The 14,116-nt window shown below is 54.3% G+C and carries 13 protein-coding genes and 1 tRNA gene; 6 read left to right on the plus strand and 8 right to left on the minus strand.

All coding sequences use genetic code 11. The annotated features are described in order from the left end of the window. Positions 1-84 precede the first annotated feature (84 nt). Positions 85-1,083 (plus strand): organic solvent ABC transporter permease, encoded by a 999-nt coding sequence (locus CLR77_RS16350; protein WP_097461762.1) that lies wholly within the window; start codon positions 85-87, stop codon positions 1,081-1,083. 33 nt (positions 1,084-1,116) lie between these two features. Here CLR77_RS16350 and CLR77_RS16355 read toward each other — a convergent pair whose 3' ends face one another. The 5 genes from CLR77_RS16355 to CLR77_RS16370 form a co-directional block, all read right to left on the minus strand. Then, positions 1,117-2,418, minus strand: coding sequence for an HD-GYP domain-containing protein (locus CLR77_RS16355; protein WP_097461763.1), 1,302 nt, complete (start codon positions 2,416-2,418; stop codon positions 1,117-1,119). Between the two features lie 200 nt (positions 2,419-2,618). Continuing rightward, positions 2,619-3,200 carry a hypothetical protein gene (locus CLR77_RS20040; RefSeq protein WP_143269431.1) on the minus strand — a complete coding sequence of 194 codons (582 nt, stop codon included), beginning with the start codon at positions 3,198-3,200 and terminating at the stop codon, positions 2,619-2,621. Positions 3,201-3,412: 212 nt separating this feature from the next. Next, positions 3,413-3,694, minus strand: a complete 282-nt coding sequence (locus CLR77_RS16360) for a PilZ domain-containing protein (protein WP_097461764.1) — start codon at positions 3,692-3,694, stop codon at positions 3,413-3,415. A 134-nt stretch (positions 3,695-3,828) separates the two neighbouring features. Then, positions 3,829-4,281: a YiiD C-terminal domain-containing protein gene (locus CLR77_RS16365; protein WP_097461765.1), complete on the minus strand. Its 453-nt coding sequence runs from the start codon at positions 4,279-4,281 to the stop codon at positions 3,829-3,831. A gap of 144 nt (positions 4,282-4,425) precedes the next feature. After that, on the minus strand, positions 4,426-6,093 hold the full coding sequence (locus tag CLR77_RS16370) for an AMP-binding protein (RefSeq protein WP_097461766.1): 1,668 nt from the start codon (positions 6,091-6,093) through the stop codon (positions 4,426-4,428). A gap of 255 nt (positions 6,094-6,348) precedes the next feature. On the opposite strand from CLR77_RS16370, the gene CLR77_RS16375 reads away from it, so the two are divergent. Beyond that, positions 6,349-6,669, plus strand: coding sequence for a DsbA family protein (locus CLR77_RS16375; RefSeq protein ID WP_143269432.1), 321 nt, complete (start codon positions 6,349-6,351; stop codon positions 6,667-6,669). A gap of 99 nt (positions 6,670-6,768) precedes the next feature. On the opposite strand, the gene CLR77_RS16380 is transcribed toward CLR77_RS16375, so the two are convergent. After that, entirely contained in the window at positions 6,769-7,596 is an 828-nt protein-coding gene (locus tag CLR77_RS16380) for a DUF6160 family protein (protein ID WP_097461768.1), read from the minus strand. Positions 7,597-8,380: 784 nt separating this feature from the next. Here CLR77_RS16380 and CLR77_RS16385 point away from each other — a divergent pair. The 4 genes from CLR77_RS16385 to CLR77_RS16400 all read left to right on the plus strand — a co-directional run bounded on the left by CLR77_RS16385 (position 8,381) and on the right by CLR77_RS16400 (position 13,357). Then, a complete protein-coding gene (locus CLR77_RS16385; protein ID WP_097461769.1) occupies positions 8,381-10,519 on the plus strand; it encodes an adenosylcobalamin-dependent ribonucleoside-diphosphate reductase in 2,139 nt (712 codons plus the stop codon). Positions 10,520-10,555: 36 nt separating this feature from the next. After that, positions 10,556-11,242, plus strand: a complete 687-nt coding sequence (locus CLR77_RS16390) for a TSCPD domain-containing protein (RefSeq protein WP_097461770.1) — start codon at positions 10,556-10,558, stop codon at positions 11,240-11,242. Positions 11,243-11,472: 230 nt separating this feature from the next. Continuing rightward, on the plus strand, positions 11,473-12,312 hold the full coding sequence (gene galU / locus CLR77_RS16395) for a UTP--glucose-1-phosphate uridylyltransferase GalU (protein ID WP_097461771.1): 840 nt from the start codon (positions 11,473-11,475) through the stop codon (positions 12,310-12,312). Between the two features lie 58 nt (positions 12,313-12,370). Beyond that, complete coding sequence (locus CLR77_RS16400; protein ID WP_097461772.1) at positions 12,371-13,357, plus strand: hypothetical protein; 987 nt, start codon at positions 12,371-12,373, stop codon at positions 13,355-13,357. 5 nt (positions 13,358-13,362) lie between these two features. Here CLR77_RS16400 and CLR77_RS16405 read toward each other — a convergent pair whose 3' ends face one another. Continuing rightward, complete coding sequence (locus tag CLR77_RS16405) at positions 13,363-13,776, minus strand: helix-turn-helix domain-containing protein (RefSeq protein ID WP_097461773.1); 414 nt, start codon at positions 13,774-13,776, stop codon at positions 13,363-13,365. Between the two features lie 165 nt (positions 13,777-13,941). After that, a tRNA-Val gene (locus CLR77_RS16410) sits at positions 13,942-14,018 on the minus strand. Between the last annotated feature and the right edge of the window lie 98 nt (positions 14,019-14,116).

A 14,116-nucleotide genomic window follows, 5' to 3' on the forward strand; every position in this document is an offset into this window, starting at 1 on the left:
TTCCTACTGGCAGTCTCATGTCTGTTAACCGCCTGCGGTGGCGGAGGCAGTAGCGGCGGTGACGGCACGCTGACCGGACACCTTATGGAACTGGGTATTCAAGGACTGCACTATGAAACCCAGAGCCAGAGCGGAACAACCGATGCCTCGGGGACATACCATTACCTACCGGGTGAGACTATTTCCTTTTGGGTCGGCAACCTGAAAATCAGCGATGATATTCCGGCCAAACCCTACCTTTCCCCCGTTGACTTCTTTAACGACAACCTCGCACAACTAAATGCCGGCGCGACGGACACCTACGGGTTGTCCAGCCAGCGACCGGTGGTCAAGTCTTTGGCAGCAACAGGTAAAGCGAATAACCTCATGCGACTGCTAATGCTGCTGGACGACGACAAAAACACCAGTACGACCAATATTGACATAACACAAAGAACCACCGATCAGGTGAACGCAGCCCTGCCCAACCTGACTCAGCCTATTGATTTAGCGGTATCGCCAGCGACGTTTGCAGACAATAGCTCCGATCCTCCCAGCCCAGCCAATCAATTGTTGAATCAGATTTGCTTCTACCCAGTTGGCGACACCCAATGCAACCCTCCGCCAAGCCTTGCGGAAATAGCGGCAGCACCGGTGAAGCCTTCAACAAACCCTGACCCCAATACTATCTATCAGAGCGATCTCGAGGCACTGAGGAAAAAGGTCCTGGCGACTCACCGCCACATCGGCGATATCCAAATTAGCGATGCGGAAAAGCTTCTGGAGGACGATACCAATATCTATTTCAGCGCAGCATCCACAAAGTACTACTTAAGCGCCAGTGCTATGGATATCCCTGCGTCGGACACTTCCCTAAAGGAACTTTTCGTGCGTAAAGTTGGCGGAGACCTGAGTATCGAACAAATGGAAGCCGTGAGCCTGAATCCGGCTATCATCACACTCCAGTCCTTCAACGCAACCACAGAATCCGTCGACTATTTCATCTCCGGCTCCACGGGCCAGCAGGGCACGATTCTGGTCAACATCAAGGTATCCGGAGACTATCGCTGGTATCGAAAACAGTTGAGGGTCAACATCAAATGACCACTTGAACTGACGAGCGTCAGAGCCTTACGCTCAACTTCCCGTCAGGTGCTTCCAGCTCCAGCGTGAGGTGGCGCCGGTCACTTCAAACTGGGAGGGGTCTAGCTGGCACTCTCCAAACGGGATACAGCCGGCAATCTGCAAGGCATCCTGCATACTGCGGCCCTCATTATATTCCGCCAGATCCACAACTTTTCCGGTTTTCAGCGGCTGCTGGGCACTATCCGTCATCACCAGCACTTTCGGCCACAGCCGACGATTTGGCTGATGGCAAACAACAACACCAAGCTGCGCATTACTCAGTTCAACCAAGGTTCCCGTCGGATATACCCCAACCGCCTGAATAAAGCGTTCGACGAGATCCTCCTGAAACTCGATATTGCGGGAGTCATACAGTTGCGCCACAGCCTGGGCCGGCGTCATTGGCGTACTGCCCTCCCGCGGTTCAATCAGTGATTCGTAGAAATCCACGATGCCCACGACCTTGCCCAGGAGCGGAATCCTGTCACCGGTAACACCCTGGGGAAATCCTGAGCCGTTGTGACGCTCGCGGTGATAGCGAACCACATTGAGCACACCTTCTGGCAGTTGCTCGGAAGCCAGCACCGATACACCTTTGTCGACATAGGTTTTAAACAGGGCGAAGTCCTCCGCCCCCAACAGCATTTCGTTCTGCAAGAGCGCTTCTGGCAGTTGCAGCTTGCCGACATGACAAAGAAGGGCACCCAGTCCCAGGTGATGCAGTACATTCGGCTGAAGCCCCAGGTGCCGACCGAACACCAGCGCCCAAACAGCTACATTGAGAGAGTGGCGATAGGTGTACTCATCGTGCTGTTGTATACGGGTTAACCATAAGAGAGCGTCCGGGTTGCGGATAACACTGTCCGCCATCGCCCTGACAGCCTTGTCGACACTTTTCAGGTCTGGCACCTCTCCTCGGTGCAATAACGCCATCACAGCATTCAATGCGCTTCGAGCTTCCCGCAGAATCCGCTCACCTTCCTTAACTTCCTTTTTAAGGGGCTGACTAACGGGATAGAGCCGCGGGCCTTTGATGGTAATTGGGGGCAACTTGAGAAGATGCTTGTCCGATCGTTTGCTTCGGCGGCCAAAAACCGATGGGGTCGCCGACTCCGACTCGGCTTTGCCACGGACTTCCGCCACATCGACAAAAACGGCTCGACAATAGGAAACGAGAGCGCGGATCTCCTCTTCGCTCCGAATGAGAAAGCCCTGAATCGGAAAAGGCGTCTCGTGCCAGGGACGGTCGAGGTCCGAGACGAACATACCAATTTGCAGGTCATGAACGGCGATCTTTTTCTGTTGGACGCCCATTGCCCCACCTCAAATAGTCACATTAAGCCTTGTAACCATTTTCCCGCACTGAGGCCAGGAGGCAATTACATTTTAGTATCCACAGGTTACAACCTGGAAACATTGGTTACGCCAGATTGCGAACCGCTACGACATGTAGCAATGAGACATAACACTCAATACTTACGTGATTCCGCTCACATAACCTATCCAGCATCGACTCACTGCTGCGGACAACTCTTTTCATCCAGCGGAGGCGGCCCACTGTTGAGCCCGTAGAGCGGCACTTTACGGGTTTGTATCGAATAAGGTACGACGGAAGCTCTCAGGTAGTCGGTGCCCACGGTCTCATCACCTTGCTGAAGCTTCGTGGTGGCCGGAAAGCAGCTAACCGTCACTTCTACGTTACTCCCTAAATCTGCGATCTGATCATGATGAAGGCTATCAGATATCGATACACAGACCGTTTTACCGGATGTAATCGGCTGCCCCTGACTGTTCAGGTCCAAGCCTGGCTGACCACAGGCGGTTATCCCCTTGCCACATCCAGAGTCGGCTGCCGGCATCATTTTCCACACCCGTTTACTGCACTGCGTCTTAAGCTCCACGGGAGTCGCCTCGTTACTGGCAATCCACCAACTGGGGTATTCCGCTGTTTTCCAGGTCAGATGAAACTCTCTTGGATCACCACTGGAGTTCGTTGCCGAAAAACTGGCGTAGTGAAGGTAATAGGATGCACACCCGGAAAGCCAGGTGGTCGCAACAGCCAACAGACCCAAGCGAAAGCAACGAAGTCCCACCATCGTTACGCTACTCTCCAAAATCATGAGACAAATTACGTGGACCGGGCATACCGCGCACGGCATCAAAGCATGACACGCTCAGCGGGGATTTTACTGCGGGCAAAGACGGGATACAGCGCAACACTTAACATTAAGACCATGTTCGAGCGCACCGAAGCCCGCGGCAAGGATGTCACTTTATCCAGGCGCGACTTACGATGACACGAACCGGGTCAAACGAATTGCAAGCCAAATCCATCGACGTCGCGACGAACGACCTGCATTTTTAAAATCGGCGCGGGAATGGGGAGACCCTGAACCTGTACTTCCACAACGCTGCCCATGGGAGGAAAAGCATCGCCATCAACCACGACATAAATGCCTCCGTCGGAGATATCACGCGTGTAGTACAGACTGTCCCCCGTCACTTCATGAGCAACGCGCACCCTGGCATTCATCGTCGTCCTGGGATGTATCCGGCGATCGGCCCCCTGGGCACTGGCTATACTTGTCATTGCTTTCAGCTAAGCTCCTGTTCGTATAACTACCTACAAGCATAGCATCGAATTAAAGCCTTGAATCAATGAATCTGCCAGTACGGAATTTGCGAATCAGCAACATACGGAACTGCTAGCTTGCTGTCCAAACATCAAGCTTCCTTCAGCAGCACAAATCGGCCACGGAATTCAGCAACAGGCTCCTCCCCCAAGTATACTGTGGAGGAAACGGCCACACGCGCCCTATCATGCCTTGAAAGCGTCTTCTCGAGACGAGCCATGGTGCTGCTGTCCGGCAAAAGGCATCTCGCCACGAAGTCGCCGGTCACCGGTTTCAGATAATCCATGGCGCCATCCTGAACGATGATCGATCCCTGCATCGGTCGAGCATCGAACCATAAATGCAGTATTCCCCACGCTGCCGCAATGGCCACACAGTAAAGGCTGCCGCCAAAGGCCGTATTCTGGTGATTGTGATTGGCCTCTAAAGGCGCACTCAATTCCAGCAGACCGCCACCATACCGAGACACTTCAATCCCCAGTCCTCGCGTCACAGGTATCAAACGGTAGAGCATCTCCTGAATCTTTAGAGCGTCATACGCCATCAGCAATCCCCCCTCTGGATTACGGCAAGCCGGGCCGATTGAATCACGGCTCCCGAGGATCTCATCCAACGGCACTTTACCTGATTCGGCACATTTCCAGACAGTTCGACCTATGGTCAACGGCTCCGCAACCGATGAGTCAAGCTATTGCCATATCACCTTATCTTTCTGCTCATACCAGGCCGGCCATAACGGCTTGAAAGCTGTTTCAACCTGATTCCGCTTCAGTTTCAAGGTTGGTGTCAGGAATTCGTTCTCCATCGTCCAAGGCTCCTTGATCACCACCAGGAATTTCAGTTGTTCGTGCGGGTCGACTGCCTGGTTCACCTGTTCAAGCGACGCCAGAAGACTGCGCTCCACCTCTGCCCGAAAGGCTGGGTCATCGCGGCGCTGCTGCCCGTCCTCCGATAGCATAACCAAAGCGTGTGGCTGGGGATAATCGGGGCCGGAAACACATACCATCTCGATATTAGGATTCGACATCAGCATATTTTCGATCGGCGCAGGGGCGACGTACTTACCCTTGCTCGTCTTGAAGATCTCCTTGATACGCCCGGTCAGCTTGAGGCGGCCGGCCTCATCGATCTCACCCTTGTCGCCAGTACGCAGAAAGCCGTCGGGCGTGAATGCCTCACGGGTCTTTTCCTCATCCTTGTAATATCCCGGCATGGTTGCCGGGCTCCGCACCTGAACCTCGCCATCCTCCGCGATTCGCGTTTCGACACCGGGTAACGGTTCTCCCACGTAGCCCGTGCGTGCGCGGCCTGGCTTGTTCATGTGGGAGTATGCAAAGTTCTCAGACATCCCATAACCTTCCAGCAGCTCTAAACCCAGCCCGCGATACCACTCCAGGATGTCAACGGACAACGGTGCCGAACCACTGCCTGCGAACTTTACATGTTCCAGCCCGAGATTTTTCAGAACCTTGCGTTTAATAAACAGGCTCACCAGCGGGAGCCGCAGCAACCGGGCAAGTTTCTCTTGCGGCACCTTCTCGAAAACACCATGCTGAAACTTGGTCCAGATCCGCGGCACTCCCATAAACAAGGTTGGGCGCGCGACCTTCAGGTCACGTACAAAGGTCTCCAGTGACTCGGCGAAATATAGGCGGAATCCTCGGTACAGCGAGCCCATTTCCACGACAAAGCGTTCGAATACATGAGACAGCGGCAGATAGGACAGCATGCGTTCGCTGGCCGTGATATCCAGCGCCTGCACGCCCCCCTCTGCGGCATAAGCCATATTCTGGAAAGTCAGTTGCACCCCCTTCGGCTGGCCGGTGCTGCCGGAGGTGTACACGATAGTGGCAAGATCCTCAGGTTTGGTGGCGGTGTTGTCAGGCAAAGGCGGGAACCGCTCAATGATGTCGTTCCAGGTCGGAAATTGATTGGGAGGGCTCAGCGGATAAGAGATACAGTGTACCGTTCCCGGAACCCCCTCTTTCATCGAGTCCCAGTCATCCAACTTGCCAACGAAAAGCACCTCGGCCTCACTGTGCTCAAGGATGTAGCGGACGGAGTGCGCACTCAGCGTCGGATACAATGGCACTGAAATATAACCGGCCATCCAGATCGCCCAATCGGACATGATCCAGTGCGCACAGTTTTTGGATAGAATCCCGATTCGGCTACGAGGCGGCAGGTTAAGTGACTTCAGGTAAGAGGCCATGCGGCGCGCTTCGCCTACGGCTCGCCGCCACGTGAAATCCTCTGTGCGGCCATCGCCCATCGGCTGGGTCAAATAAACCTCTTCTGCCCGAGCCGTTTCCCAGTGGTACACTTTTTCCAGCGGCAAGCTTATTGTCTTCTGCATCGCTCTTCCCCTGTATTTCTTGTTATTGACGCCACCAGTCCCGTCATTGACTATCATAAGAAGTGAAGCTTCAGATGATGCTAATGTAGTGACCCGTTCAGCGTAGCAGTAGCCATGAAAACTATGATATCAGTAATAATCCGGCGCAGTGCAAAACGCGAAAATCGCCTTCGAATCATCGGCTCTTGACCGAAAACCCGGAAGACACCGGTTATGTTTATATGTATCAATTGCCGCCAGGGACTCATGGACCCGGTGCGAAATGAAGAAGAACCTGAATACACGGACAGGTATCAGTGCGGGCATTGTGGACATTCAGCCACCATACCCTCACTACTCATTGTCTTCAGCCAACTGGTGTCCGCACTGATCGGTGGCGGCGTAGCGCTATACCTCATGCTGACACACCTCAGCGCCGCCATGTCTGCATGGCAATTTGATGAAGACAAGGGAAGCCTCCAGCATATTGTGCTGGTCGTGGCTGCAGGCATTTTGCTGGCGGGATTTGGATATACCCTCTATCGGGCAGGACAAAACTTCTACCGTCGCCACATCTATCTACACCCTGGCGTCTAAGAGGCTACTCGTTCGACGTTCACCACCCGATCCTTATGCCACAACAGCCCTGCACCGAACTCACACCGTTCGGTGACCGCCAGGGCAAGCCTCACCGCGTCAGTGTCCGTAGATCCGTAACGAGGTGTTGGACAGTTGGAGCTGGTGTATATTGACCGACCCCAACGACACCCCACCCACCATAAACTGGCTGATGTTGATATTGGCCCCGGAATTTCCTGTCCCGAACTGCGTGAGGTCAATGGCTAGCGCATCATTACCGGCCGCGTTCGTGCTCTTGTAGATATCCCATTTGGTATCGAGAAAGAGATCCAGCGGCTGCGGCACAATCGGATCGAAATTCGCGCCCGTTACCGTAATCCCCCTAAGCGACATTGCCAGCAAGGGCACGTCGACGCTCATGTCGTCGATCGCGAAACCGGCACGCAACTCCATCTTGTGCGTGGCATTGTGGATCCAGACATAACCAGACCCCGCCGCGCCCTCGATGCTCAGGTTATTCAGGACGGTCGTCGAACCGTTAGTGCCGTTAAGTTTCCAGGCACCGGTTGTGATCTTGAAATCCACCGCCTGGAACACCACCGGCAACATATTGATGACTGCGTCCCCGGTACTCAGGATGTCGATATTCAACTTGATATTATCGAGAAGATCATTGCCCTGCCCCGGACTGGCCACCAGACCGGTAAAACCAAACATATCAGACTTGTTGGCACCGCCAAGCGTTACGTTATCGATCGTCAGCGAACCCTCATCCGTATATTTGAATTGTTGCATACTCACTTTGGTTTGAAGTTCGATGGTTACTCCGGACTGGCCGGTAACCTCCCCCAATGCAGCATCGTCCAGTGGATGGACCTCTGCTTGCGCAAAAGCGGGCAGTGCAGCTACTGCCAACGCCACAACGCCGTTCTTCAGGCCTCTCATTGTTATGTCCCTTATTTATTCTGGTTGTTATTCAGCTTGTCCTTGCAGGCGGGAAATTAAGAATTTTTAATATTTCCCCACAATGCCAGTCTAGATAGAGTTGAAAAACTCAACTGTGACATCGGTCACGAACATCGATCGCAATATGAACAAACGCTCCGACATCGCCACTGTGGCACACCGTTCCTTCATCACCTCACTCTATATATGCCAAAAAGTGATCTCAATTCTCTTGCCAAGAAACACAAGATCTAGTAATCGGACCTTCAACCAGAACACACTGAACAATCAACGAACAGAGCATTGAGCTGGCACGACTTTGCGGCGGACTGGCCGGACGCGGCGGTCTCCTCTTGCTCATCGGTGACGACAACAAACAGCGGTAAATCATCTTCACAGACCACAATATAGTGTTATACTTCACACCGAAAACACGGATATATTGGGTTTCGATCAAACCAGACCGAAAATGTCAAGCTTGACAGAACATCGGTAGAAATTGTGGTTTACACCGCTGATTCGTTGCCACGACGGTGAGCGAAAGTCATCGACGAAACCCCAAATAAGACCGGCAATCTCCGGTTTTACGCCCACAAAACGCAAGTCTTACAAGCACAACATGTGGTATCCCACCACATCGGGTGATATCGACCGCACAGCATGAGCGAAGGACGCCGGTATCAGCCAATGCAATGGAAAGCACAAGGCATCGCGTCACCCGTAAAAAACGAAAAGCGATAAAGCTGGCAGCAGGTTAAATTCAGGGTTGGATCAGAGGGCAGACATGAACGCTAAAGTGCAGGAACTCACTACCGTCATCCCGATGCAAGACGCGTCCCAGGATATCTGGAGCAGCAAGTATCAATTGAAAACCAAAAATGGCGACCCGGTAGACGTCACCATCGACGCGACCTACGACCGCGTAGCCAAAGCCCTCGCCCAAGTCGAGAACAAGAGCAAGCGCGACAAGGTCTACAAGGATTTCGTCTGGGCCCTCCAGAATGGCGCTATTCCCGCCGGCCGTATCACATCCAATGCCGGCGCAGAGCAACACAAGCCCGCCACGTCGACGATCAACTGCACCGTATCGGGCAGCATCCATGACTCCATGGACGATATTCTCGAGAAAAACCATGAAGCCGGACTCACCCTCAAGGCCGGCTGCGGTATCGGATACGAATTCTCCACGCTGCGCCCCCGCGGGGCATACGTGGCTGGCGCCGGTGCCACGACCTCCGGCCCGCTGTCCTTCATGGACATCTTCGATCGCATGTGTTTTACCGTTTCCTCTGCCGGCGGCCGGCGTGGTGCCCAGATGGCAACGTTCGACATCCATCACCCCGATGTCGTCGATTTCATCCAGGCCAAACGTGAAGACGGTCGCCTGCGTCAGTTCAATTTGTCACTGCTGATCACCGAAGACTTTATCCAGGCGGTCAAACAGGACGGCGACTGGGCCCTGTCCTTCCCTGTTACAGAGGCCGAAGTCGAGGAAGAGCAACTGGACCTGACGGACAAGAGCCAGTTCGTTTACCGCGAATTCCCGATCAAAGACGAATACGTTACAGATAAGCAGGGGCGCGTCGCCTGTCGCATTTACCGCACCCTTAAGGCGCGGTTTATCTGGGACAGCATCATGACGTCGACTTACGATTATGCTGAACCCGGCTTCATCCTCATCGATAAAGTCAATGAGATGAACAACAACTGGTTCTGTGAAAATATCCGCGCGACCAACCCCTGTGGCGAACAACCTCTGCCCCCTTATGGTAGCTGTCTACTGGGTTCGATCAACCTGACCAAGTTCGTCGACGACCCCTTTACCGACAAGGCGCGCTTCAACTACGAGAAATACCGCAAAGTCGTCGCGATATTTACCCGCATGCTGGATAACGTTGTTGAAATCAACGGATTGCCGCTGGAAAAGCAGCGCCATGAAATCACACACAAGCGCCGCCATGGCATGGGCATCCTTGGACTGGGATCAACCCTGGCCATGCTGAGAATGCCCTACGGTACCGCCGAATCCGTCACCTTCACAGAAGATGTCGTGCGGGAGATGGCGTTGGAAGGCTGGCGTCAGGGCCTGGCTCTTGCTGAAGAGAAAGGCTCGGCGCCGATCATGGAGCAGGACTTTGACGTTACCGAGGAGATACTGACCAAGCGTCCGGAGATGCGCGAGGATGGTTACAAGGTCGGCGACAAGGTCAAGGGACGCATTCTGCATGCACGCTACAGCCGTTACATGCAACGCATTGCCGAGGTTGAACCGGAACTGGTTGCGGCACTCGCCGAAAAAGGTGCTCGCTTCACGCACCACACATCGATAGCGCCTACGGGTACCATATCGCTGTCCCTGGCCAACAACGCCAGCAACGGCATCGAGCCCAGTTTTTCGCACCACTATGTTCGGAACGTCATTCGCGCTGGCCGCAAAACCAAGGAAAAAGTCGACGTCTTTTCCTTCGAACTGCTGGCTTATCGCCACCTGATCAATGCCAAGGCGATGCCGTTCAGCGAAGAAGACGACCAGAAACTACCGGACTATTTCACGACATCTGACGATGTGACACCGCAGCAGCACGTGGAAATTCAGGCCGCAGCGCAGAAATGGGTCGACTCGTCGATATCCAAGACAGCTAACGTGCCGACCGATTTCCCTTATCCGGAATTCAAGGATATCTATCTGTACGCCTATGAGAAAGGCCTCAAGGGCTGCACGACTTTCCGCTTCAACCCGGAAGCCTTCCAGGGCGTTCTGGTCAAGCAGAAAGACCTGGAAAGCACGCAATATGAATTCACCCTGGAAGACGGCACCAAGGTCACCCTAAAGGGGAATGAGGAAGTCGAGTACGACGGCGAAATCCATACGGCCGCCAACCTGTTCGATGCCCTCAAGGAAGGCACCTACGGTAAGTACTGAGCCGCCGCCGACAACGTCAGAGACAGGACAATGAGCATGACCGTCAAAATCGACAAGAAAATCGTAGGCTACCGCGTCATTCGCAATGACAATGCCGCCAACGAAACATCGGCACCGGCAGCTCCGCAGCCGGTCGAAATGAACGAAAGCGTGGAGCGCCCGGAATTCCTGCTGGGCACCACCTACAAGATCAAGCCGCCTATCTCCGAGCACGCGATGTATATCACGATCAACGATATCATCCTGAACGAGGATACCGACCACGAGGTCCGGCGCCCGTACGAGATTTTCATCAACTCAAAGTCGATGGAACATTTCCAGTGGGTTATCGCGCTGACTCGCGTTATCTCCGCCGTATTCCGCAAAGGTGGCGACGTCACCTTCCTGGTGGAAGAGTTGCGCTCCGTGTACGACCCCAACGGTGGCTACTTCAAGAAAGGCGGCGTATTCATGCCATCCCTGGTGGCGGAGATCGGCGCCATTATCGAGAAACACATGAAGGCGATCGGCCTCATCGCCAGTGAAGAGATGAGCGATTTGACCAAGCGCATCCTGGCAGAGAAGAAGGCCGAGTTCGAATTACGCGACAACAGCAGCAACGATGGCGACGACACAAACTACCCCGCCAACGCTACGCTGTGCGCCAAATGCCAGACCAAGGCCGTTATCATCATGGACGGCTGCAAGACCTGCCTGGCCTGCGGCGATAGCAAGTGCGGCTGACCGCACTCAAGCGCTAGTTCTCCAGCGGCAGCCCCCTCAGCACCACAAAAGCCCGGCTGTTACAGCCGGGCTTTTTCATGTCCGGGGATACTGCAATTCCTTTTTAGGGATGGGTTTGTTTACACTACAGCAACATTCATCACCGGATAACCTCCAGCCAAGCCCCTCAGGCGCTTCTGGATGGGTGCATCCACAGAACTCAAAGCCGCTAAATCTGAAAGGACGTACAGATGATCAAAAAGTGCCTTTTCCCGGTTGCCGGTTACGGCACCCGCTTCCTGCCCGCGACCAAGGCAATGCCGAAAGAAATTCTGCCGATCGTGAACAAGCCTCTTGTCCAATATGGTGTAGAGGAAGCCACTGAAGCAGGCATTCATGAATTCGGCTTCGTCACTGGGCGGGGGAAGCGGGCCCTGGAAGATCACTTCGACATCAGTTACGAGCTCGAAAACCAGATTGCGGGTACCGGTAAGGAAGAGCTTCTGGCGTCAATCCGCGACCTGATCAACAACAACACGTTCGCATTCACCCGGCAAAATGAGATGAAGGGGCTTGGTCACGCCATCCTGACCGGGCGCAACCTCATCGGCGACAACCCTTTCGCGGTTGTCCTTGCCGACGACTTCTGCGTGACTGACGGCGCTAAAGACGGCGTTCTGGCCCAGATGGTCCATCTGTACAATCAGTTCCGCTGCTCTATCGTCGCAATAGAGGAAGTGCCCAAAGAGGAAGTTCACAAGTACGGTGTCATTGCCGGTGAGTCGATGAAAGACGGCCTCTACCGCATTACCGACATGGTTGAAAAACCTTCCGCCGATAAAGCCCCCTCAAATCTGGCGATTATTGGCCGATATATCCTGACACCGGACATCTTTGAAATCCTGGAGCGTACGACCCCGGGCAAGAATGGCGAGATTCAGATCACCGATGCCCTGCTGGAACAAGCACGTACGGGTTGCGTACTCGCCTATCAGTTCAAGGGACGCCGTTTCGACTGCGGCAGTATCGATGGTTTCGTCGAGGCAACCAATTACGTCTACGAAAACATCTATAAGAAGTCGGCAAAATAATCCCCGAAGAGGCGGCGCCATCGGCGCCGCCTCTTCGGGCAACCAGGGAGCAAGGGCCGTGATTTCCGCAAGGCTACCGCTTATTGCCGATACGGCCCAATGGCCCTCTCAGACACTCACAGAGACCGACATCCACTCGGCCTGCCAGCATATCTCCGTGGCTGGAGAACGTTTCCTGGCGCACCACCAGCTTCCCAGACGATACCTTGAACTTTTCCCGCGCCTGCTGGTGCCTCTCGCCGCACACCTTCGCCACTTTACCGAACAACAGAGATCGCCTCTGGTGGTAGGCATTGCAGGCTGCCAGGGCGCTGGCAAGACCACGCTGACACAGGCGCTCCAGCTCGTGTTCCAATATGTCTTCGGCTTATCCTGCTGCCATCTCTCACTGGACGACTATTACTGGCCGCAAGCCTATCGACACCAACTGGCCAAAGATATTCACCCTCTCCTGGCTACACGAGGGGTTCCTGGCACCCATGATACGGCGCTTCTTGGGAACACCCTGAGAGCGTTGCTCCATGCGGACGAAGGCTCGGAAACGATAATGCCGCTGTTCGACAAGGGTATCGACGACCGGCGTCCGGAAACTCAGTGGGGCCGCTTCATCGGCCGACCGGATATTGTGCTTCTCGAGGGTTGGTGTGTAGGCGCCCATGCAGAAGCCAATGACGCCCTGGAGGAACCCATCAACCCGTTGGAGCTGGACGAAGACCCACAGGGCGCCTGGCGACGCTGGGTCAATCGACAACTGGCCGAGCGTTATGAGCCACTCTTCTCAACATTGAACCGATTGATATTCATGCAAGCCCCCAACTGGGACGTCGTTATGGAATGGCGCCGTTTGCAGGAAGCTAAACTGATGCGGGCTCAAGGCGCCAACTACCGGGGAGGGCTGGATAACCCTCAGCAACTGATGCGTTTTATCAACCACTATGAGCGCATCACCCGGCATATGCTGCGCACCTTACCCTCAACAGCCGACATCCTGCTGGCGCAGGACACCGAGCAGCGTATTGCCCACATATCGCTCAAGCACGAATAACCCAATCAGGACATCAATTGCAGGATCAAGCGCCGATTCTCATCGTTGGCACGCCTAAAGCGTCTCAATAGTTCCTTTTCCTCTTCGCTCGGAACCAGACGCAAGACCTCCATTTGCAATTGCTCCAACAGGGGACCGAGGTCACTCTCCTCCACCATCGCCAAGCCCGGCAGCTGCAACTGGGTACCATTGGGAATTCCATCCAGGTCCAGCCAGTGCTCTAGCGGCGTCTCCGTCTTCAGGCAGAGATCGAGCAGATTATCGATTGAGGGGTAGGTGCGCTTGCGTTCGTCGTTCATCTCCCAATATCGAATGACAGCATCATCCACCCGAAGCAGCGCAGCGATATCACTGTCCGTCAGATGTCTGGCATCCCGAAATTCTTGCAAACGACGATTGAACGACCGCAGGTAACGCATGGCACCCCACCCTGAAAAGTCTCCCCGCGCATTATGCGCTGAGATGGATCGACAGGCAAAGTAACGGCGTAACCGCCTTCTGCCATAAACCCGAACAGGCGGTATGCGTAAACTGAAAGTGTTTCGAAAAGAATATATCCAGAGGGGCCAACCTATTGAAAAGGTTGGTAGGACCAGGCGGACTCGAACCGCCGACCCCCACCATGTCAAGGTGGTACTCTAACCAACTGAGCTATGGTCCTACTGCGCTGCGGGTGCGTAATATAACGAGGTAGATGGGGGCGGTCAACCCGTTTTTTATCATTCCTCAAAATTTCCTGCCGTGGATACCGAAATGTCT

The organism is Mangrovitalea sediminis (genome assembly GCF_002514725.1).
In the GTDB taxonomy this organism is placed as follows: domain Bacteria; phylum Pseudomonadota; class Gammaproteobacteria; order Pseudomonadales; family Oleiphilaceae; genus Mangrovitalea; species Mangrovitalea sediminis.